Below are 18042 nucleotides of genomic sequence, written 5' to 3'. Positions count from 1 at the left end.
ATTTTATCAAGCGTTGACAAGCGAGGCTGTAGCCAGGCCCCTTAACTTTCATCTGTAATACTAATTTATATAAAAAAGCGACCAGCGCTGCACAGTGATAGATGAAAGATTGCACCGCCCGGAGAGAACGCTTACATTCGCAAGGCATACCTTGCTTTTCAAACTGTTGTTGTTCGGGGAGTGTTATGTCCTTTGCTGATCCCACAGTTATCGCTGTCACTCATCCGGAGTGCTGCTGATGGCGATACCTAAACTACGTAACTGGCTGCCGCTTCTCCTCCTTTCACTGCTTCTTGTTGCCATAATGGAACTGGTCCATCTGCCCGCAGCGCTCCTGCTGGGGCCGATGTTTGCCGGGATTGTTCTCGCCATCCTTAACCGGCCTGTGGTAGTAAGCAAAACCAGTTTCGGTGTTGCGCAGGCGGTGGTCGGCGCCATGATCGCCCACGCCATTCCCCCTTCGGTGTTCGGCCGCATTACTGCCGACTGGCCGCTGTTTATCAGTTGCATTGTTTCGGTGATTTTCGCTAGTGCCGTTCTCGGCTGGATTATGGCGAAGCTACAGGTTTTTCCTGGCTCTACGGCGATTTGGGGTTCATCGCCGGGTGCGGCAGCAGCCATGACCATTATGGCCGAGAGTTTCGGTGCCGATGTCCGCCTGGTGGCATTTATGCAGTATCTGCGGGTGATGATTGTGGCGCTGGTCGCAGTGCTGGTGACCCGCATGTGGATGGGTGCTGCCAGCCCGGATCACGCTGTTGCGACATTTACCTTGTTTGGCCCGGTGCGCTGGCTGCCATTTGCCGGTACGTTGCTGGTCATTGCTACAGGTTATCTGATCGCCCGACGGGTAAAACTTCCCTCTGGTCCGATGCTGATAACGTTAATACTGGGAACAATTATCGAAGATACCGGGGTGTTGTTGCTGGAATTGCCGCCGTGGCTGCTGGCGCTCTCCTACGCGGTGATTGGCTGGAGCATTGGGTTGCGCTTTACGCGGGAGATTGTCTGGTACGCCGCACGCGCATTGCCGCGCGTATTGCTGTCGGTGCTGACACTGGTGGTCGTATGTTGCGGCTTTGCATTTTTGCTGGTGCAGTTCGCCGGTATCGATCCGCTCACCGCTTATCTCGCCACCAGTCCCGGAGGAGCAGACACGGTGGCGATTATCGCCACTTCAAGTCACGTTGATATCTCGTTTGTGATGGCGATGCAGACCGGGCGCTTTATTCTTGTGCTGATCACCGGACCGGCGATTTCACGTTTTGTGGCGAAGAGGCTGGGAACATAACCCCGTTAAGAGCTGCAATGCCAGAATGACAATCATCTCGCAGCCAGACGCAATCTTTCAATGACTTCAGCTACTTCACGTCGTGCATTGCCTTGCAGGGTCTGTAATGGCGGTGGTAGACACGGCGGCGTCACCAAACCGAGCAATTCAGCGGCAGTTGCGAGCACGCGCAGGCTGCCACCATAGCGTTTGACCAGATCCCACAGCGGCAGCAACGAGTCGGAATAGGCCCGCGCCTGCACCATATCACCGGCTTGCGCCGCGCGGGAAATGGCCAGCGCCGCTTGCGGGAATAGCCCGCCCAGCACCGAATACCAGATCCCGCAACCAGCGCTCAAACCGTCAACTGCGCTGGCGTCACCGCTGATACCGAGCGTAATGTGCGCCGGAATGTGCGCCCGCAGCGCCGCAATACGCTCCTGCGACCCGACAGGAAAAATTTTAATCGAACCGATATTCGGTAGCTGGGCGATGCGGGTAATCAGAGCATCACTGAAGGTGAAGTGTGTCGTGGCGGGGTTATCGTAAACGCAGAGTGGCACTGACAACTCGCGTGTCACTGCCGCGAACAGGCCAAAGACTTCCTCTTCGGTTAACGCGTGATAGGAAACCGGCGCCAGCAGCACCGCGCTAACGCCTGCTTTTTGCGCATCTTCCGCCAGCCACAGCACATCGCGGGTACGCAGTGCGCCAATCCCGGCGATCACCGGCACCGCGCCGGAGTGTTCTGTCGCCAGACGCAGCGCAGTTGCGCGTTCGTTACGGCTGAAATAGGGATAGCAACCCGTCGATCCTAACGCGCCAATCGAATCCACTCCGGCTACGCGGAGCTTCTCGATCAGCCGAACATATGCTGCTTCATCCAGCCGCTCATCAACCAGCGGCGTCAGCGGAAATGCGCTCAGCCCAGTGAAATCCATGCCTTACCCCCTTCAGAATCAGAAATTCAGCGCTGTTTTCACACAGCAACAGCCGGGCATCATACGTTGCAATCCGGCGATCAGTTCGTCGCCTGCCTCACATAATGCGGTCAGCATCAATCGCGGTACGCCGACATAAGCGCTGAGTGCCACCAATCCGAACAGCGTAGCGCAGGCTGATGGCGTTGTAGAGATCCACCATCGGGTTAATGGCCGGTACCATGCCGTTGCGCAGTCGCCTCTTCATCGATGTGTGGATGGAGAGGCGGGCTGAAGATATGGCACCAGTAGATGTTTACCTGCGAATACTTCAGTTCTCCTGGCTATCCTTCCAGCCCGCAGATTTGAACCGGGCGTGCGCACTGCGTGGCACACTCATCCACTCGGCCTAATAGCGTCGTGACCGCTATACGGCGTGAAAACGGGTATATAAATCCTGTTCAAATTGCTCACGCAACGAGGCGGGCGAAAGAATGCCGATGTCCGGCAACCAGTAGCGCAGCCAGCGAAACAGCGTATGCGGATCGCTGATCGCCGTAGAGAGCGTCAGGCTACCGTCGTCGTGGTGTTCAATAATTCGTTGCGCGGGGAACAGCGCCCGGCGGGTGACATATTCTGCGGCATGCGCCGATACGCTCAGTACCGTCTCCACCCGCGAGCCAAAGCGAATACCAACATGACTGTCCAGCTCGGCAACCACCCTGGCGTGCAACTCAAAATGCTGGTCGGTGCTGGTTAGCCGCTCAATACGTGCCACTTCGAAAGCTTTCAACTGCCCTTTTTCCACGGCCGCCAGATACCACAAGCCGTACTGGTTAATCAGCCGGTAAGGCTGCGCACGCCGGGCTTTGTCGCGGTAGCAATATTCCACCTCTATACGTTGGCTAATGGCCTGATTTAACTGGTTAAGCAACGGTTCTGGCAACAGGTTTTGCCGGCTGTCGGCGATATTGCTGCGCTGTTTCATGCTGTTACGCAGCAATTGTCCGTCCTGGCGAGGGAAGAGATGCGTCATGCTGGTAAAGCCAGCGAATTCCGCCAGATGGCCGCTGTGTAATGTCGGAAGAAGGTGGGCGCTGAGTTTATAGCGTCCAGGCGAGACCTGATCGAGGATATGTCCCAGCCGCGCGAGGTCGCGGTAAGCCGTGCGTTCCGTTATGCTGAATTTATCGCACAGCCACGCCTTATCTATGGTTTTGCCCTGATAGAGCGCCGCAAAAATTTCGCACAACCGCTCAATCAACGAGTCGTGTTTTCTGTCGTGACTTTCCTTCATTGCTGCGGGTTCCGGAATAAAGTCTCACAAGACGTTAAAAATACAGCCTGACCCTGCCCGAAGTTTCAGGTAAGACCTTGTTTTTGTTCATAGGGATTAACGGCAGAAAACAGGAAAACTAAAATGAAATTTCCGCGTTCTGTGCAATTCCCTGATTCTACAAAGAGAAAGATAAACGTCCTCGCTGACAGGAGATGTCAGTGCGCGGTAATTGCCATCTACCGCTTCATTAACCTCAACAAAACGTCAATAAATTCACCGCTTACGTTGTCCATTTCCTGTGTGGAAAAGATATCGTTACTTACACGAGAAGAGTGATGAATACGATGGCAGGCATGTGTACGGTGGTGATGCCGGGCGCAGGCGCATCAGTTTTAAGAGAAGAGGGTCACGGCCCGGCAAGCTTTCCATCGCCGGGCTTCTGAGGATCAGTCACCTGCCCTGGTCAGGGTTGACAATTCATCTGCAGAGAGGTTTAACGCTACGGCAGTAACAAAGCCTTCAACGTGGGCGACGTTAGTGGCGCTGGCGATCGGTGCGGTGATGCCCGGTTGATTAATCAGCCAGGCGAGCGCGACTTCTGCCGGTTTTACGTTGTTTTTTGCGGCAATCGCTTCCAGCGCATCAACAATGGCGAAACCGCGTGGGTTCAGGTACCTGGCAATGCCCTGTCCACGCTGGCTCTGGCGGAGATCCTTTTCGCTACGATATTTCCCGGAGAGGAAACCGGAAGCGAGGCTGTAGTAAGTCACTACGCCGATATTCTCCCGCACCGTTAAGTTCTGCAACGCGCCTTCAAAACCGGAACGATCGTAGAGGTTGTATTCCGGTTGTAGCACCTGGTAGCGAGGCAGCCCTTTCGCATCTGCCACTTTTAGCGCTTCCGCCAGTTGTTCAGCATTGAGGTTCGACGCGCCGATGGCGCGGATTTTCCCCGCTTTCAGTAGCCTCTCATACGCGCCGAGGGTTTCCTCATACGGTGTGTCGTTATCCGGCCAGTGGGAGAAGTAGAGATCGATATAGTCAGTTTGCAGACGGCGCAGTGAATCCTCAACCGCCTGTGCTATCCAGCGGGCGGAAAGCCCTTTTTTACCCGGTTCGCGCAGATCGGCACCCACTTTGGTAAAGAGCGTCACTTTGTCACGCGCGCCCGGATGCGCCGCCAGCCATTTGCCGATAATGGTTTCTGATTCGCCGCCTTTGTTGCCCGGTGCCCATGCTGAATAGACATCTGCGGTATCAATCGCGGTAAAGCCGCGTTCGAAAAGCGCGTCCAGCAGGCTGAAACTCTGCTTTTCATCTACCGTCCAACCAAAAACATTGCCGCCAAAAACCAGAGCGGGGATCTGCAACCCTGTCGTACCCAGTGAACGTAAAGCCATCTGCCCATACCTCCGTGAAATAGCGTATCTGTTTACACAAAGACTTTAATCCTGGCTTGCTGAGCCGTACGTTTTTTGGTCATCCGTGCGGTTTAAATACCGGATGCGTTTGCAACAGCGCGGTGATTGGTCGCAGATTCTCGCGCAGTACGCTATGCAGGTGGCGGATGGCCGGGTTGAACTGTTTGCGGTGCGGACACACCAGATTCAGCGGCGCAGCTTCGCCAGGATGCTGCGGTAACAACACTTCCAGCCGACCTGCAAGCACATCCGCGCTGATGTCGATCCAGGATTTATAGACGATGCCCATTCCGTCCAGTGCCCAGCGGCGGGCAATATCCGCATCATCACACAGCATACGACTTTTAACAATAAGTTGACGCCGCATGCCATTTTCCGGAAAGCTCCATTTGTCATACACCTGGTTGTTCATAGTGAATAACAGACAGTGGTGATTCACGACTTCATCCAGCGTTTTGGGGCGACCGTGTTGCGCAAGATAATCAGGGGAAGCGGCCAGTACCCGACGATTATCCTCTGCGACCGGCAGCGCGACATAGCTGCTGTTATCCAGCACGCCGTAGCGAATCGCAATATCGACCGGATCGCGAAAGACATCGCTTATCTGATCGGAAAGCGACAGGCGCAGCGAAATTTTCGGGTACTGCTGGCAAAAACGGGTGATCAGCGGCAGCAAAACATTGCGGCCAATGTCCGAAGGAACGGCAATACGCAGCTCGCCGCGGATCTCATTATCGCCGCTGTGCAGGCTCTCAGCGCCCGCCTACACCACTTCCAGCATCTCCTGGGCGAAGGGCAGATATTTTTCTCCTTCAGCAGTCAGACGCAGGCTGCGCGTCGAGCGCACAAACAGGCGCTTATCCAGATCGCGCTCCAGCCGGTTGACGGCGGCGCTGACCTGACCCGGTAGTAATCCGGCTTCCCGCGCGGCATTAGAAAAACTGCCCAGCATTGCCGAGCGAACAAACAGCGTGACATCTTCCAGGCGGATCATGATGGCTCCCGTAGCACAAAAACCCTTCTGTTTTGCCAGAAATCCCTGTGGCGGGAAATGTTATTTTCACTCCTTGAGTGAAAGTGCTGCCTTTTTACACCGATTTATCTGGTTATGTTTTGCGTTTATGCTCGCTGTAATCAACAGTACCGTCCCTGATTTGTTTATATTTTCACCAGGAGAGAAAGAATGACCCTTGATGATGCCGTCGTTGCCCGCCATACCGTAAAAGCGTTCGAACCTGGCCAGACGCTGCCGCAGGATAAAATCGAAACGCTGCTGAATGTGCTGCAAAACAGCCCCTCTTCCGTTAACTCGCAGCCGTGGCATTTTGTCGTTGCCGCGACGGCGCAAGGGCGCGAAGCCATTGCTAAATCCACCACCGGCGCTTTTGTCTATAACGAGCCGAAAGTCCTGAACGCTTCTCATGTGATTGCACTGTGCATACGCAGTGATATTGATGACAAACACCTGCAAAACATCCTTGCGAAGGAGCAGAAAGATGGCCGCTTCGTCGCAGAAGGCGCACAGGCGGGCCAGGATAAAAGCCGCCGTTCTTACGTTGATATGCATCGTTATGAACAGCGAGATCTGCCGCAGTGGATGGAGAAGCAGGTATACCTGGCGTTAGGTGGTCTGCTGCTGGGCGCGGCGATGCTTGGCATTGACGCCACGCCAATGGAAGGTTTTGACCAGCGCGTACTGGATCTGTCGCTGGGTCTGCGTGAGAAAGGGCTGACCAGCGTGGTGTTGGTCTCGCTCGGCGTACGCAGCGATAAAGACTTCAACGCCGACCTGCCGAAATCCCGCCTGCCGCGCGACGAAATTTTTACTTTTATCTAACCCCGATATGCCCGGTAGCGCGATGCTTACCGGGCCTGTAATGCGTGAACCGGGGTTAATACAACCCGGAAATCATCGGCAGTTCATCTATAATTGCAGGGCGCAAACAATGCCGCCTGCTATGCAGGCGGATTTTTACTGGCGCTTACCGACTTCAGGAATAATTAAATCGCCGCGCAGGCGGTACGAACCGAGCACGCTTTGCGTTTTTTCATTCAGCCAGGCCACAATGCGCGCCGCCATCGCATCCATTGAATATTCGATCGCCGGAATGGTCGGGATCCCCGGTAAATGCAAGGAACCAGCAAGGCTAAAGACCATAATATCGCCCGGCACGGATTTATTAAACGCCTGCAATTGCGGGATCACGCGCTGCGCTTCCTGCTCGTCAGCCACCAGCAGCGCGTTAAAATTCAGCGTGGTGGCGTTATTGAGCAGCACCTGCAACGCCACCGATGAGCTGGTGTCATTCATAAAAATCAGGTTGCGGTTAAACGGCAGGAAATTGTTTTCCAGCGCCAGCTTGTAGCCATGCAATACCTGCTCGGCCGCTGCGGTATCCGGGTGGATAAGCGCAATCTGTCGTCGGCCCTGACTAATCAGGTAGTTGCAGGCAGTTTCCGCTGCAAAGGCGTGGTCGAACTGAATGTTGTTAGGTGTAGAATCGATGGACTCTTCGCAATCGACCAGAATCACATTTTCATCTTCAATTTTCAGAGGGAAACGTGCGCCAATAATCAATACATCGTCGCACAGCCCGCAGGTCAGTTCATCCAGCGCGCTCATCACCCCGGTTTTGGTATTGGCGAAGCGCAACAGCAAATGTTTCTGACTCTGGCTGAGATGTTTTTCCAGCGCATACAGGTAACCGGTGGTCTGGTTAATATTCTCCTGGGCGCAAATCACCCCGATGCAGCCTGTCGACTGGCTGAGCAATGACTGGGCGATAACATTGGGCCGATAATTCAGCTCTTCGACCGCTTTCAGTACTGCGAGGCGACTGGCTTCCTTAACGCCGCGCGAACCACTCAACACCCGTGAGACTGTGGCTTTGGAAACCCCAGCTAACCGTGATACATCGTTGATTGTAGACATCTTTCTCCCCTGAGCGGCGCGTATCCTGCGCCTGAAAATTCGTCCTGTAAAATCGGTTCAATCTATAACCACTCAAAGTATAGCGGTTTCCCTTTTTGATGGAAACCGATTTTCCATTTTGCCTCTTTTGTTATCAGCGAAGCGCAAAATTCCGTGATGTAAATCCAATAAAATCACCATGTGTCCAATAGATATTGATAGCTATCACACTTCCGTGGATATCATATGGAAACCGGTTTCCATATGATATCCAATCATCCCCGCAATAACTTTTTACACTTCGAGGATGGTTAACGATGTTCAGGATTATGTTGTGCTGCTCTGCCGGGATGTCCACCAGCTTGTTGGTGAGGAAAATGCTTGAGGCGGCGAAGGAGCGGGAACTGCAAGTGGAGATTGACGCATATGGTGTTGCGGAATTCGACACGCAATTTCCGCGTTATCAGGTCGTTCTTCTCGGACCGCAGGTTAAGTACATGTTAAATACGCTGTCAGAAAAGGCCGCCGCACACGGCATTCCGGTTCAACCCATCAATCCGATGGATTACGGCATGCAACGCGGTAATGAGGTTCTGGACTACGCTTTGTCGCTGATTGAAGCGGCGCATTAAAAAGGTGTTCTTATGAGTTCCTTATATCAATCAATGATTACGGTTATTGAGCAATCCATTACGCCGCTAGCTGGTCGTCTTGGACAGCAGAAGTACGTTATCGCCATCCGCGACGGTTTTACCGCTGCGCTGCCGTTTATGATCATCGGCTCTTTTATGCTGGTGTTTATCTTCCCGCCCTTTTCCGCCGACACCACCGTCGGTTTTGCCCGCGCCTGGCTCGATTTCTCTACCGAATACCGCGCGCAACTGATGCTGCCGTTTAATCTCAGCATGGGGGTGATGACGTTTTTTATCTCTGTCGGAATTGGCGCCAGCCTTGGTCGACAGTTTAATCTTGACCCGGTGATGACTGGCTTGCTGGCGTTTATGGCGTTTCTGCTGGTTGCCGCGCCGTATGCAGACGGCAAAATTTCTACCCAGTATCTCTCCGGTCAGGGCATTTTTACTGCCTTGCTGACCGCCATCTACTCGTCGCGCGTTTACGCCTGGCTTAAACAGCACAACATCACCATCCGCCTGCCGAAAGAAGTCCCGACCGGCGTGGCGCGTTCGTTTGAGATTTTGATTCCGGTGGTGGTGATTATTGGTACGCTGCATCCGCTGAATCTGTTTATCGAAGCGCAAACCGGAATGATCCTGCCGCAGGCGATTATGCACCTGCTGGAGCCACTGGTTTCCGCCTCTGATTCCCTGCCCGCTATTCTGCTCTCCGTGCTGCTGTGCCAAATCTTCTGGTTCGCCGGTATTCATGGCTCACTAATTGTCACCGGCATCATGAACCCGTTCTGGATGGCCAACCTCTCCGCCAATCAGGCCGCACTGGCGGCAGGTGCTGCGCTGCCACACGTTTATCTGCAAGGCTTCTGGGATCACTATCTGCTGATTGGCGGCGTGGGTTCGACTTTACCGCTGGCGTTCCTGCTGCTGCGTAGCCGTGTCGCGCATCTGCGTACCATTGGCAAAATGGGTGTTGTGCCAAGCTTCTTCAACATCAACGAACCGATTCTTTTCGGTGCGCCCATTATCATGAACCCGATGCTGTTTGTGCCGTTTGTCTGCGTACCGCTGGTTAACGCCGTGCTGGCTTACACTGCGACAAAAATGGGCCTGCTGGCGCAGGTGGTTTCGCTGACGCCATGGACAACGCCTGCACCAATTGGTGCCTCCTGGGCGGCAAACTGGGCCTTTAGCCCGGTGGTGATGTGCCTGATTTGTATGGCGATGTCTGCCCTGATGTATCTGCCGTTCCTGCGGGCGTATGAACACTCGCTGATGAAAGCAGAAGAACAAAAAGCGCAGACCAGCGCACCGATGACAGAAACCGTCCGCAGTAACTAAGCCGTAACGCATTAGCAGTAACGAAAAGGAGTCGGTAATGAAATATGTTTTTCCCGCAAACTTCTGGTGGGGCAGCGCCTGCTCGGCACTGCAAACCGAAGGGGAAAGCCAGCAAGGCGGAAAAAGCGCCACCACCTGGGATACGTGGTTTGCCCGCGAACCGTGGCGTTTTCACCAGCAGATTGGGCCGCAGGATACTTCGACGTTTTACCGCCACTGGCGGCAAGATATTGCGCTGTTGAAGCAGCTTAATCACAACAGTTTTCGTACTTCGCTGAGCTGGTCGCGCCTGATCCCGGATGGAACCGGGGAAGTGAACCCGCAGGCTGTCGCCTGGTACAACGACGTAATCGACGAACTGCTGGCGCAGGGTATTACGCCGTTTATTACGCTGTTTCACTTCGATATGCCGATGGTGATGCAGGAGAAAGGCGGCTGGGAAAGCCGCGAAGTGGTTGAGGCTTTTAGTCGCTACGCGCAAATCTGTTTTGAGCTGTTCGGCGATCGGGTGCAGCACTGGTTTACCTTTAACGAGCCGATCGTTCCGGTCGAAGGTGGTTATCTGTACGATTTCCATTACCCAAACGTGGTGGATTTCAAACGCGCGGCGATGGTGGCGTACCACACGGTACTGGCTCATGCCAGCGCTGTCAGAGTGTTTCGTGCCGGACACCACTCCGGCGATATCGGCATTGTGCTGAACCTGACGCCGTCTTATCCGCGCTCGCAACATCCTGCGGACGTGAAAGCGGCACACCACGCAGATTTGCTGTTTAACCGCAGTTTTCTCGACCCGGTACTGCGTGGCGAGTATCCCGCTGAACTGGTGGCGTTGCTCAAAGAGTACGATCAGCTTCCCGCCTGCCAGCCGGAAGATATCTCGCTGATTGCAGAAGGGAAAATCGACCTGCTCGGCATCAACTATTACCAGCCGCGGCGGGTAAAGTGCCGGGACAGCGCGGTCAATCCCGATGCGCCATTTATGCCGGAGTGGCTGTTTGATTATTACGAAATGCCAGGCCGTAAAATGAACCCATATCGCGGGTGGGAAATTTACGAGCCTGGTATTTACGATATTCTCACCAACCTGCGTCTGAATTATGGCAACCCACGCTGTTTTATTTCTGAAAACGGTATGGGAGTCGAGAATGAAGAACGCTTTATTGAAAACGGACAAATTAACGATAGTTATCGTATTACTTTTGTTCGCGACCACCTTAAATGGCTACATAAAGGCATCAGCGAAGGCTGTCATTGTCTCGGCTACCATATGTGGACATTTATTGATAACTGGTCATGGTGTAACGCCTATAAAAACCGCTACGGTTTCGTGCAATTAGACCTGGCAACTCAGCAACGCACTATTAAGAAAAGTGGAGAGTGGTTTGCCGCCACCGCCGCGCTTAATAGTTTTACTCAGGAATAATGATTATGGTCGCACTTGAAGAAGCGGTAATGGAAATTATCGTCAACGCCGGACAATCGCGCAGCCTGTGCTTTGAGGCGCTGCGCTCGGCCAGGGAGGGCAATATTGAAGAAGCCCGCAGCCTGCTGTGCGAGGCCGATAGTTATTCACGCCAGGCGCATAAAATGCAGACACAATTGATTGAGCAGGATGCCGGTGAAGCCCGTCAGCCAATGACGTTAATTATGGTGCATGCCCAGGACCATTTAATGACGTCGTTACTGGCTCGCGAATTATCTGAAGAAATCATCCAACTACATTCATTATATCGACAGTAATAAACGGAGAATTGATTACGGTAAATCTTAATTAATCTGTACCCGACTCTACAAAATAAATATTAGTTTTTGGTGATGGCGATATTTTTATCCTGCCAGCGCAGGATAACTATTGTCTGCGAATAACTTACTAAATTGAGATAACCATGAGAATAAATAAAATACTTCCAGTGGCGCTGGCGGCCACCCTTTGCTCTGGCTCCGTCTTCGCACAAGAATTTACGCAAGAACAAATCGATGCCATTGTCGCTAAAGCAGTCGATAAAGCGCTGGCGGAACGGCAGGCTAAAATGGATGCTGCCATCAATAAAAAAGCGGATGTGATTGTTGAACCACAAACCACCGCCCAGGAGCCGGATAAGGCCATTCCTTACGGCGTGAAATTCAGCGGTTATGCTCGCTATGGCGCGCATTTTCAGTCTGGCGATCAGAAATATGTTGGCGTCGATGGTTCCTATAATGGCGCCTCCGCCATTGGTCGTCTGGGCAACGAAGGCAACGGCGGTGAGTTTCAGCTCTCCAAGGCTTTCCGGGGCGATAATGGCGCGATCTGGGACGTTAACGTCATGTTCGATCACTGGGGCGATGAAGTTAACCTGAAAAAAGCCTATGCCGGAGTAACCAACCTGTTGGCTTCAAACCCGAATGCTTACTTCTGGGCGGGGCGCGACTTCCACCAGCGTCCGCAACAGGGCATCAACGATTACTTCTGGATGAACCATGATGGTCAGGGCGCCGGGGTGAAAAACTTCGATATTGGCGGTGTGCAGTTTGACGTCGCCGCCGTGGCCGCTGTCGAATCCTGTAGCCCGACAGTGCTGGAGGATGAAGCTAACCCGTCACGCATCACCTGTACGGGCGGTTCGAACGTTGGTGATAAAGGTAACTATGCCGTCACCTCGAAAATACACGGCATGAAAGTCGGCCCGCTCGATCTGGAGATCTATGCCAACTACGGCTTTGACTCCAAAGCAATCGAAAGCGAAGACCGCCAGCGTGCCTGGCAGGGCGGCGTGGTATTGAGCCATACCAATGACCACGGCGTGAACAAAGTGATCGCCCGTTATTCCGATAACTCGGATAACAGCGTATTCAACAAAACCGACGATCTGACGGCGGTTTACGCCAGCTTCGAAGGCAGCTACAAGTTCAGCCAGCAAACCCAGGTGGATTACCTGCTGGCCTTCCACGATTACGATAACAGCGCCAACAAAGCCGATAACCGCCGCAACTATGGCGCGATTATTCGCCCGATGCACTGGTGGAACGATGTTCATTCAACCTGGCTGGAAGCCGGTTATCAGCGCGTCGATTATGACAAGGGCGGCGATAACCACGGCTGGAAACTGACACTATCACAGAACATCTCGATTGCGATGGGGCTGGAATTCCGCCCGATGCTGCGCTTCTACGTGACCGGTGGGGAAGTCGATAACAAACGTACCGCGCGGGTCAATGGCACAGATGACAATACGCTCGATTCGTTTAACGTCGGCGCGATGTGGGAAGCCTGGTTCTGATGTAAAACCGGAGGCGGTCACCCTCAGCCGCCTCCGGTTAATCTCTGTACATGTGTTATGATGCGTGCCTTATCAATAAGCAATCAGCATGACAGCATTGGGTTCAAAGATGGGTTCCACAAAAAAAGGGATGCTTTATGTACTGGCCGCTGCGGTATTATGGGGCAGCTCCGGGGTTTGCGCGCAGTACATCATGGAGAAAAGTCATATCCCGTCACCGTGGTTAACCATGACACGGCTTCTGTTTACCGGCATCATTTTGCTTACGCTCTCTTTTGTGCACGGCGATAAAATTTTCGTCATCCTGAAAAACCGTAAAGATGCCATCAGCCTGCTGATTTTCTCACTGTTTGGCGCACTAACCGTACAACTGACCTTTTTGCTGACTATCGAAAAGTCCAACGCCGCGACCGCCACGGTGCTGCAATTTTTGTCACCGACCATTATCGTGGCGTGGCTCGCACTGGCGCGTAAAGCACGCCCCACTATGCCGGTTGTTGCGGCGATTTTCACCTCGCTGATAGGCACTTTCCTGCTGGTGACGCACGGTAACCTGACGTCGCTGTCCATCTCGCCGCAAGCGCTGCTGTGGGGGATCGTTTCGGCGTTTTCCGCCGCGTTCTACACCACTTATCCCTCGTCGCTGATCGCCCGGTACGGCACACTGCCGATTGTCGGCTGGAGTATGTTGCTGGCGGGGGTGATGCTGGCGCCATTTTTTGGCGGGCAGGGGGAAAGTGTGGCGGTAGATGGGCACCTGTTGATGGCGTTCTTTTATCTGGTGGTGATCGGCACGGCACTCACCTTTAGCCTCTACCTGAAAGGCGCGCAGATGATTGGCGGCTCGAAGGCCAGCATTCTGAGTTGCGCCGAGCCACTGAGCAGTGCACTACTTTCGGTGGTACTGCTCGGCGTTGCTTTCTCATTGCCGGACTGGCTTGGCACGCTGCTGATTGTCTCGTCGGTACTGCTGATCTCCTGGGATTCGCGCCGCAAACTGCGGCTTGCCAGCGCTTCTGCATAACATTATCCGATGTGGCGACGCCTTATCGGGCCTACGCGTGCGAGCATTCCAGACCGGGTAAACGCAGCGCCACCCGGCGAATTGCGACGTTTACGCTTTCACTTTCACTGCCACCAGCAGCGCCGTTAGTAGCATCAGGGTGCCAGAGAGTAGCAGCGGAGACAGCAAACCATAATGGTCCAGCGCAAAACCGCCAATTGCTGCGCCGCAGGTGTTGGCAAGCTGAATCACCGCCACCTGAATGGAACCGGCTTTTTCCGCCTGATCGGCAAGCGTACGGGTGATCCAGGTTGACCAGCCCACTGGCACCAGCGCAAAACCCAGCCCCCAGATGATGGCGATCCCTGCGGCAACGACTTTATCGCTGCCCCACAAAATCAACACCAGCGCGCTGACAGCCAGCGTCAGTGGTGCAAGGGCGAGTGCCATTTTGACCGAATACTTCATCACCACGGAAGAGAAGGACGTCCCGACAAAACTGGCGATACCAAAGCTCAGCAGTACCAGCGTTAAGCCATCGACGCTAAACCCGGTCAGATTCATATATACCGGGCGAATATAGGTAAAGAACGAGAACTGCCCGGCGAAGGCCATAAAGATGGCGATCATGCCTGCCAGCACACCAGGGCGTTTCAGCAGGCCAAACATGTTCTCGTGATGTTCGGTTTTGCCCGGCAGCGATGGCAGCGCCCGCCACACCCAGAGAATGCAAACCGCACCCAGCAGCGCTGTGCCGTTAAAGACATTACGCCAGCCAATAATGCCGCCGAGGAAACTGCCCAGCGGCGCGGCGATCACCAACGCAATCGACACCGCACCAAAAATCACCGACAACGCTTTCGGCACGGTACGCATCGGCACCAGACGTATGGTCAGCGAAGCCGACATCGCCCAGAAACCACCGAGCGCCAGCCCCAGACAAGCGCGTCCGGCCAGCAGCAGCATAAAATTATTAGCAAAGGAGACCAGCAGGCAGGAGAGGGTCAGCAGCACTGCAAAAGCGATCACCACATAACGCCTGTCGGCGGCGCGGATCACCGTGGTAATAAACAGGCTGGCGAACATGGCAACAAACGCGGTTACCGTGACGGTTTGCCCGGCAACGCCTTCGGAAACGCCTAAATCCAGTGCCATTGGCGTCAGCAGGCTCACCGGTAAAAACTCCACGGTGATCAGACAGGCAACGCAAAAAGCCACAGCGAAAACGGCTGACCAGTTAGGACGGGTTACCGTGTCCACCGGAGATTGCGCCACAGTTTGCTCACTCATTTGCCACCTGCTTAGTTATTCGTCGTGAAGGTCGCGCAGTGTAACATTCATCATCTGTGACGCAGTTAACAATTCGGCAACTTATTTTATGATGGCAGATCAGTGCAGCCAGTGGACGCCCTCTTGCGGGATAAACCGGGCGTTATAACGCAGCTGGAAGTTGTTCAGTTCGATGGTGTCCGGTTCCAGTTCACGTAAAAACCCGAGCGCCAGACGCACCTGCGCATCGGTTATCGGCGCGGCGAGCCGCGCTTTTTGCATCAGCCGGTGCCAGTATTGCAGGTTCTGCTCACTGCCATCGACAATGGAAACCTGCCAGATCAGTAGCACCTGTGCCGCATTTTGCAGATGTGCTTCATCCGGGCGCGCCAGGTAACTTAAGTACTCGTTGCCCGCCGTTTTGCCCATCTGATCCATCATCGATTCCACCGGTACGGGTTGAATGTTAAGCCGGTCAGTGAGACGGCGGATCGCCCGCCGGGAATCAGAGGTTAACACTCTGAAGCCAATCACAAAAACAACCACCAGCGTTGCCAACATCAACCAAATCATACCTGCTCCCGGCGCGTAAAAAAGGCTCATCATACGGGGAAATCCCCTCTGACGCACAGCCGTAAAGACAGCTGTAAGCCGACAGTTAATTATCGGCTTACCGGGCGCTTCGCATAAATAGCGCGATTACTCGAAGAATTGCCCCAGTTTGTTAAACACGCCTGGATCGCTCTGGTGACGGATGATTTGCACCACATCTTCCAGTTTGTCGATCTGGCTTATCATCTGCTCCAGCCGCTGGTCGTTGGCAACCTGTAGCCAGATGCGGCTCTGTTCGCCGTTTTGTAGCGGTAAACAGAGAATGCCTTCCACGTTGAACGCTCGCCGCGCAAATAACCCGCAAACATGCGTCATGACACCCGGATGGTTACGGACGGTGAGTTCGAGAATGACGTTATCAGTTGTTTGCATGGCTTATTCCCCCACCATTTCGGTATTTGCCGCACCTGGCGGCACCATCGGATAAACTTTCTCTTGCGGGTCGATACGGACATGGATCAATGCCGGGCCAGGACGGGAGATGATCTCCTGCAACGCGGCCTGCGGATTGGCGGCGTCGTTTAAATCACACGTTTGCAGACCGAAACCTGCGGCAATCTGCATAAAATTAATCATCCCAGGATAGGTTGCCGCAAACACGCCAGATTTATAGAACAGGCTTTGCTGCTGGTGAACCAGCCCCAGTGCTTCGTTGTTCATCAACACGATTTTCACATCGAGGTTATTCTCTGCGGCAGTGGCCATTTCCTGAATATTCATCATCAGGCTGCCATCGCCGGAGAAGCAGATAACTTTGCGATCCGGGTTCGCCAGCGCGGCGCCAATAGCAGCAGGCAGCCCAAAACCCATGGTGCCCAGCCCGCCGGAAGTCAGCCACTGACGCGGGCGGTTAAGTGGGTAAGCCTGCGCCGTCCACATCTGATGCTGGCCCACATCGGTTGTGATAATGGCGCTATCGTCTACGCAAGCTGCAACGGCGTTGATCAAACCATAGTGACTCAACGGATCGCCGCCCTGCGGAATAGCGCCTGGAAATTCGCGTTGCAGTTGCTCAACCGTGTTACGCCAGGCGTGGCGGGAGTGCGCTTCAACGTGCGGGAGCAGCGCGTCAAGCACTTCGCCGACATCACCCAGGATCGCCACATGCGCCTGCTTCACTTTGCCCAGCTCCGCGCGGTCGATATCGACATGAATAATTTTGGCATTCGGGCAGAATTGCTCTGTTTTGCCTATCGCCCGGTCATCAAAACGCGCCCCAAGTACCACCAGTAAATCCGCCTCTTGCAGGATAAAATTGGTGCTACGTGCGCCATGCATCCCCAGCATCCCCAGCGACAGCGGGTGTTGCTTTGGCAGCATGCCGAGCGCCATCAGCGTCATGGTGGTCGGCAGATTAGCTTTCTCTGCCAGATGACGAATCTGCTGTGGCGCATTGATTACCCCGCCGCCGAGATAGAGCACCGGGCGCTGCGCGGCATTGATCATCTCTGCGGCTTCGCGCACCGCCTGCGTATTCCAGGCAGGAGCAGGGGTTTTGTAGCCAGGTTCCGGCAATTCGTTCAGGGTGATTTCCGCCGTCTGCACATCTTTAGGAATATCTATCCACACCGGGCCAGGGCGGCCGGACTGGGCAATGCGAAACGCATCGCAGATCACCTGCGGCAGTTCGGCGATGTTACGCACCAGGTAGTTGTGTTTAGTGATGGGGATAGAGATGCCGTAAGTGTCCACTTCCTGGAACGCATCGGTGCCGATCATCGAGGCGGGTACCTGGCCGGTAATGCAAATCAGCGGGATGGAGTCAAGACGCGCATCGGCTATGGCGGTCACCAGGTTGGTCGCACCCGGCCCGCTACAGGCCAGACAAACCGCCGGTATACCCTGAGTACGTGCCATGCCCTGTGCAATAAAACCAGCGCCCTGCTCGTGGCGCGCCAGCACATGGCGAATCTGTTTGCTCTGGCTGAGCGCGTCGTACAGTGGCAGAACCGTACCGCCAGGAATACCGGTTACCGTGGTGATGCCCTGTCGTTCCAGTAAATGAACAATCAGTTGCGCGCCAGTGTAGCGCGTGGGTTGTGATGTGCTGCCCGAACTTGCCATGCTCCAGTCCTTTTCTTCTGGGCCAGCTTTCCGGAGGGCGTTAAACGAAAACCCCGC

At 54.3% G+C, this 18042-nt stretch carries 17 protein-coding genes and 1 pseudogene; 8 read left to right on the top strand and 10 right to left on the bottom strand.

The window, feature by feature from the left end:
- Positions 1 to 238 precede the first annotated feature (238 nt).
- The gene (locus tag GA0061070_RS06895; RefSeq protein ID WP_090134794.1) at positions 239 to 1291 is read left to right on the top strand and encodes an AbrB family transcriptional regulator; all 1053 of its coding nucleotides are present in this window, start codon (positions 239 to 241) and stop codon (positions 1289 to 1291) included.
- A gap of 32 nt (positions 1292 to 1323) precedes the next feature.
- On the opposite strand, the gene GA0061070_RS06890 is transcribed toward GA0061070_RS06895, so the two are convergent.
- The 5 genes and pseudogenes from GA0061070_RS06890 to GA0061070_RS06870 all read right to left on the bottom strand — a co-directional run bounded on the left by GA0061070_RS06890 (position 1324) and on the right by GA0061070_RS06870 (position 5884).
- Positions 1324 to 2211, bottom strand: a complete 888-nt coding sequence (locus tag GA0061070_RS06890; RefSeq protein ID WP_090134792.1) for a dihydrodipicolinate synthase family protein — start codon at positions 2209 to 2211, stop codon at positions 1324 to 1326.
- A gap of 97 nt (positions 2212 to 2308) precedes the next feature.
- A complete protein-coding gene (locus GA0061070_RS06885) occupies positions 2309 to 2458 on the bottom strand; it encodes a hypothetical protein (RefSeq protein ID WP_425256040.1) in 150 nt (49 codons plus the stop codon).
- Positions 2459 to 2617: 159 nt separating this feature from the next.
- Positions 2618 to 3487 carry a WYL domain-containing protein gene (locus GA0061070_RS06880; RefSeq protein ID WP_090134790.1) on the bottom strand — a complete coding sequence of 290 codons (870 nt, stop codon included), beginning with the start codon at positions 3485 to 3487 and terminating at the stop codon, positions 2618 to 2620.
- Positions 3488 to 3915: 428 nt separating this feature from the next.
- A complete protein-coding gene (locus GA0061070_RS06875) occupies positions 3916 to 4869 on the bottom strand; it encodes an aldo/keto reductase (protein ID WP_090134788.1) in 954 nt (317 codons plus the stop codon).
- Positions 4870 to 4948: 79 nt separating this feature from the next.
- Positions 4949 to 5884: pseudogene (locus tag GA0061070_RS06870) on the bottom strand (LysR family transcriptional regulator).
- A gap of 189 nt (positions 5885 to 6073) precedes the next feature.
- Here GA0061070_RS06870 and nfsB point away from each other — a divergent pair.
- Complete coding sequence (gene nfsB, locus GA0061070_RS06865) at positions 6074 to 6727, top strand: oxygen-insensitive NAD(P)H nitroreductase (protein ID WP_090134786.1); 654 nt, start codon at positions 6074 to 6076, stop codon at positions 6725 to 6727.
- Positions 6728 to 6862: 135 nt separating this feature from the next.
- Here the strand turns inward: nfsB and GA0061070_RS06860 are convergent, their stop codons facing one another.
- A complete protein-coding gene (locus GA0061070_RS06860; RefSeq protein ID WP_090134784.1) occupies positions 6863 to 7822 on the bottom strand; it encodes a LacI family DNA-binding transcriptional regulator in 960 nt (319 codons plus the stop codon).
- Between the two features lie 296 nt (positions 7823 to 8118).
- Between GA0061070_RS06860 and GA0061070_RS06855 the strand changes: the two genes are divergently transcribed.
- The 6 genes from GA0061070_RS06855 to GA0061070_RS06830 all read left to right on the top strand — a co-directional run bounded on the left by GA0061070_RS06855 (position 8119) and on the right by GA0061070_RS06830 (position 14061).
- Entirely contained in the window at positions 8119 to 8433 is a 315-nt protein-coding gene (locus tag GA0061070_RS06855; protein WP_090134782.1) for a PTS sugar transporter subunit IIB, read from the top strand.
- 12 nt (positions 8434 to 8445) lie between these two features.
- Positions 8446 to 9774 carry a PTS sugar transporter subunit IIC gene (locus GA0061070_RS06850; protein WP_090134780.1) on the top strand — a complete coding sequence of 443 codons (1329 nt, stop codon included), beginning with the start codon at positions 8446 to 8448 and terminating at the stop codon, positions 9772 to 9774.
- Positions 9775 to 9811: 37 nt separating this feature from the next.
- A complete protein-coding gene (locus tag GA0061070_RS06845) occupies positions 9812 to 11200 on the top strand; it encodes a glycoside hydrolase family 1 protein (RefSeq protein ID WP_090134778.1) in 1389 nt (462 codons plus the stop codon).
- A 5-nt stretch (positions 11201 to 11205) separates the two neighbouring features.
- Positions 11206 to 11517: a PTS lactose/cellobiose transporter subunit IIA gene (locus GA0061070_RS06840; protein WP_208598155.1), complete on the top strand. Its 312-nt coding sequence runs from the start codon at positions 11206 to 11208 to the stop codon at positions 11515 to 11517.
- Between the two features lie 146 nt (positions 11518 to 11663).
- Positions 11664 to 13037, top strand: coding sequence for a carbohydrate porin (locus GA0061070_RS06835; RefSeq protein ID WP_090134776.1), 1374 nt, complete (start codon positions 11664 to 11666; stop codon positions 13035 to 13037).
- 109 nt (positions 13038 to 13146) lie between these two features.
- Positions 13147 to 14061 (top strand): EamA family transporter, encoded by a 915-nt coding sequence (locus GA0061070_RS06830; RefSeq protein ID WP_090134826.1) that lies wholly within the window; start codon positions 13147 to 13149, stop codon positions 14059 to 14061.
- A gap of 90 nt (positions 14062 to 14151) precedes the next feature.
- Here the strand turns inward: GA0061070_RS06830 and nepI are convergent, their stop codons facing one another.
- The 4 genes from nepI to ilvB form a co-directional block, all read right to left on the bottom strand.
- A complete protein-coding gene (nepI, locus tag GA0061070_RS06825; RefSeq protein WP_090134774.1) occupies positions 14152 to 15330 on the bottom strand; it encodes a purine ribonucleoside efflux pump NepI in 1179 nt (392 codons plus the stop codon).
- A 99-nt stretch (positions 15331 to 15429) separates the two neighbouring features.
- On the bottom strand, positions 15430 to 15882 hold the full coding sequence (locus tag GA0061070_RS06820; RefSeq protein WP_090134825.1) for a DUF1198 domain-containing protein: 453 nt from the start codon (positions 15880 to 15882) through the stop codon (positions 15430 to 15432).
- A 126-nt stretch (positions 15883 to 16008) separates the two neighbouring features.
- Positions 16009 to 16293, bottom strand: a complete 285-nt coding sequence (ilvN, locus tag GA0061070_RS06815; RefSeq protein WP_064562571.1) for an acetolactate synthase small subunit — start codon at positions 16291 to 16293, stop codon at positions 16009 to 16011.
- A 3-nt stretch (positions 16294 to 16296) separates the two neighbouring features.
- Positions 16297 to 17985, bottom strand: coding sequence for an acetolactate synthase large subunit (ilvB, locus tag GA0061070_RS06810; RefSeq protein WP_090134772.1), 1689 nt, complete (start codon positions 17983 to 17985; stop codon positions 16297 to 16299).
- Positions 17986 to 18042: the final 57 nt, after the last annotated feature.

This window comes from Kosakonia oryziphila (assembly GCF_900094795.1).
GTDB classification, from domain to species: Bacteria; Pseudomonadota; Gammaproteobacteria; order Enterobacterales; family Enterobacteriaceae; genus Kosakonia; species Kosakonia oryziphila.
The sequence above is the reverse complement of the archived record's forward strand: the minus strand, read 5'-3'. Positions and strand labels throughout refer to the sequence as shown.

Excerpts from the sequence above, each read along its gene's own strand:
- GA0061070_RS06880 (WP_090134790.1), bottom strand. The coding sequence starts at position 3,487 with ATGAAGGAAAGTCACGACAGAAAACACGACTCGTTGATTGAGCGGTTG.
- GA0061070_RS06895 (WP_090134794.1), top strand. The coding sequence starts at position 239 with ATGGCGATACCTAAACTACGTAACTGGCTGCCGCTTCTCCTCCTTTCA.
- GA0061070_RS06830 (WP_090134826.1), top strand. The coding sequence starts at position 13,147 with ATGGGTTCCACAAAAAAAGGGATGCTTTATGTACTGGCCGCTGCGGTA.
- GA0061070_RS06840 (WP_208598155.1), top strand. The coding sequence starts at position 11,206 with ATGGTCGCACTTGAAGAAGCGGTAATGGAAATTATCGTCAACGCCGGA.
- GA0061070_RS06820 (WP_090134825.1), bottom strand. The coding sequence starts at position 15,882 with ATGATTTGGTTGATGTTGGCAACGCTGGTGGTTGTTTTTGTGATTGGC.
- GA0061070_RS06835 (WP_090134776.1), top strand. The coding sequence starts at position 11,664 with ATGAGAATAAATAAAATACTTCCAGTGGCGCTGGCGGCCACCCTTTGC.
- GA0061070_RS06890 (WP_090134792.1), bottom strand. The coding sequence starts at position 2,211 with ATGGATTTCACTGGGCTGAGCGCATTTCCGCTGACGCCGCTGGTTGAT.
- GA0061070_RS06855 (WP_090134782.1), top strand. The coding sequence starts at position 8,119 with ATGTTCAGGATTATGTTGTGCTGCTCTGCCGGGATGTCCACCAGCTTG.
- ilvN (WP_064562571.1), bottom strand. The coding sequence starts at position 16,293 with ATGCAAACAACTGATAACGTCATTCTCGAACTCACCGTCCGTAACCAT.
- GA0061070_RS06850 (WP_090134780.1), top strand. The coding sequence starts at position 8,446 with ATGAGTTCCTTATATCAATCAATGATTACGGTTATTGAGCAATCCATT.
- GA0061070_RS06875 (WP_090134788.1), bottom strand. The coding sequence starts at position 4,869 with ATGGCTTTACGTTCACTGGGTACGACAGGGTTGCAGATCCCCGCTCTG.
- GA0061070_RS06845 (WP_090134778.1), top strand. The coding sequence starts at position 9,812 with ATGAAATATGTTTTTCCCGCAAACTTCTGGTGGGGCAGCGCCTGCTCG.
- nepI (WP_090134774.1), bottom strand. The coding sequence starts at position 15,330 with ATGAGTGAGCAAACTGTGGCGCAATCTCCGGTGGACACGGTAACCCGT.
- GA0061070_RS06885 (WP_425256040.1), bottom strand. The coding sequence starts at position 2,458 with ATGAAGAGGCGACTGCGCAACGGCATGGTACCGGCCATTAACCCGATG.
- nfsB (WP_090134786.1), top strand. The coding sequence starts at position 6,074 with ATGACCCTTGATGATGCCGTCGTTGCCCGCCATACCGTAAAAGCGTTC.
- ilvB (WP_090134772.1), bottom strand. The coding sequence starts at position 17,985 with ATGGCAAGTTCGGGCAGCACATCACAACCCACGCGCTACACTGGCGCG.
- GA0061070_RS06860 (WP_090134784.1), bottom strand. The coding sequence starts at position 7,822 with ATGTCTACAATCAACGATGTATCACGGTTAGCTGGGGTTTCCAAAGCC.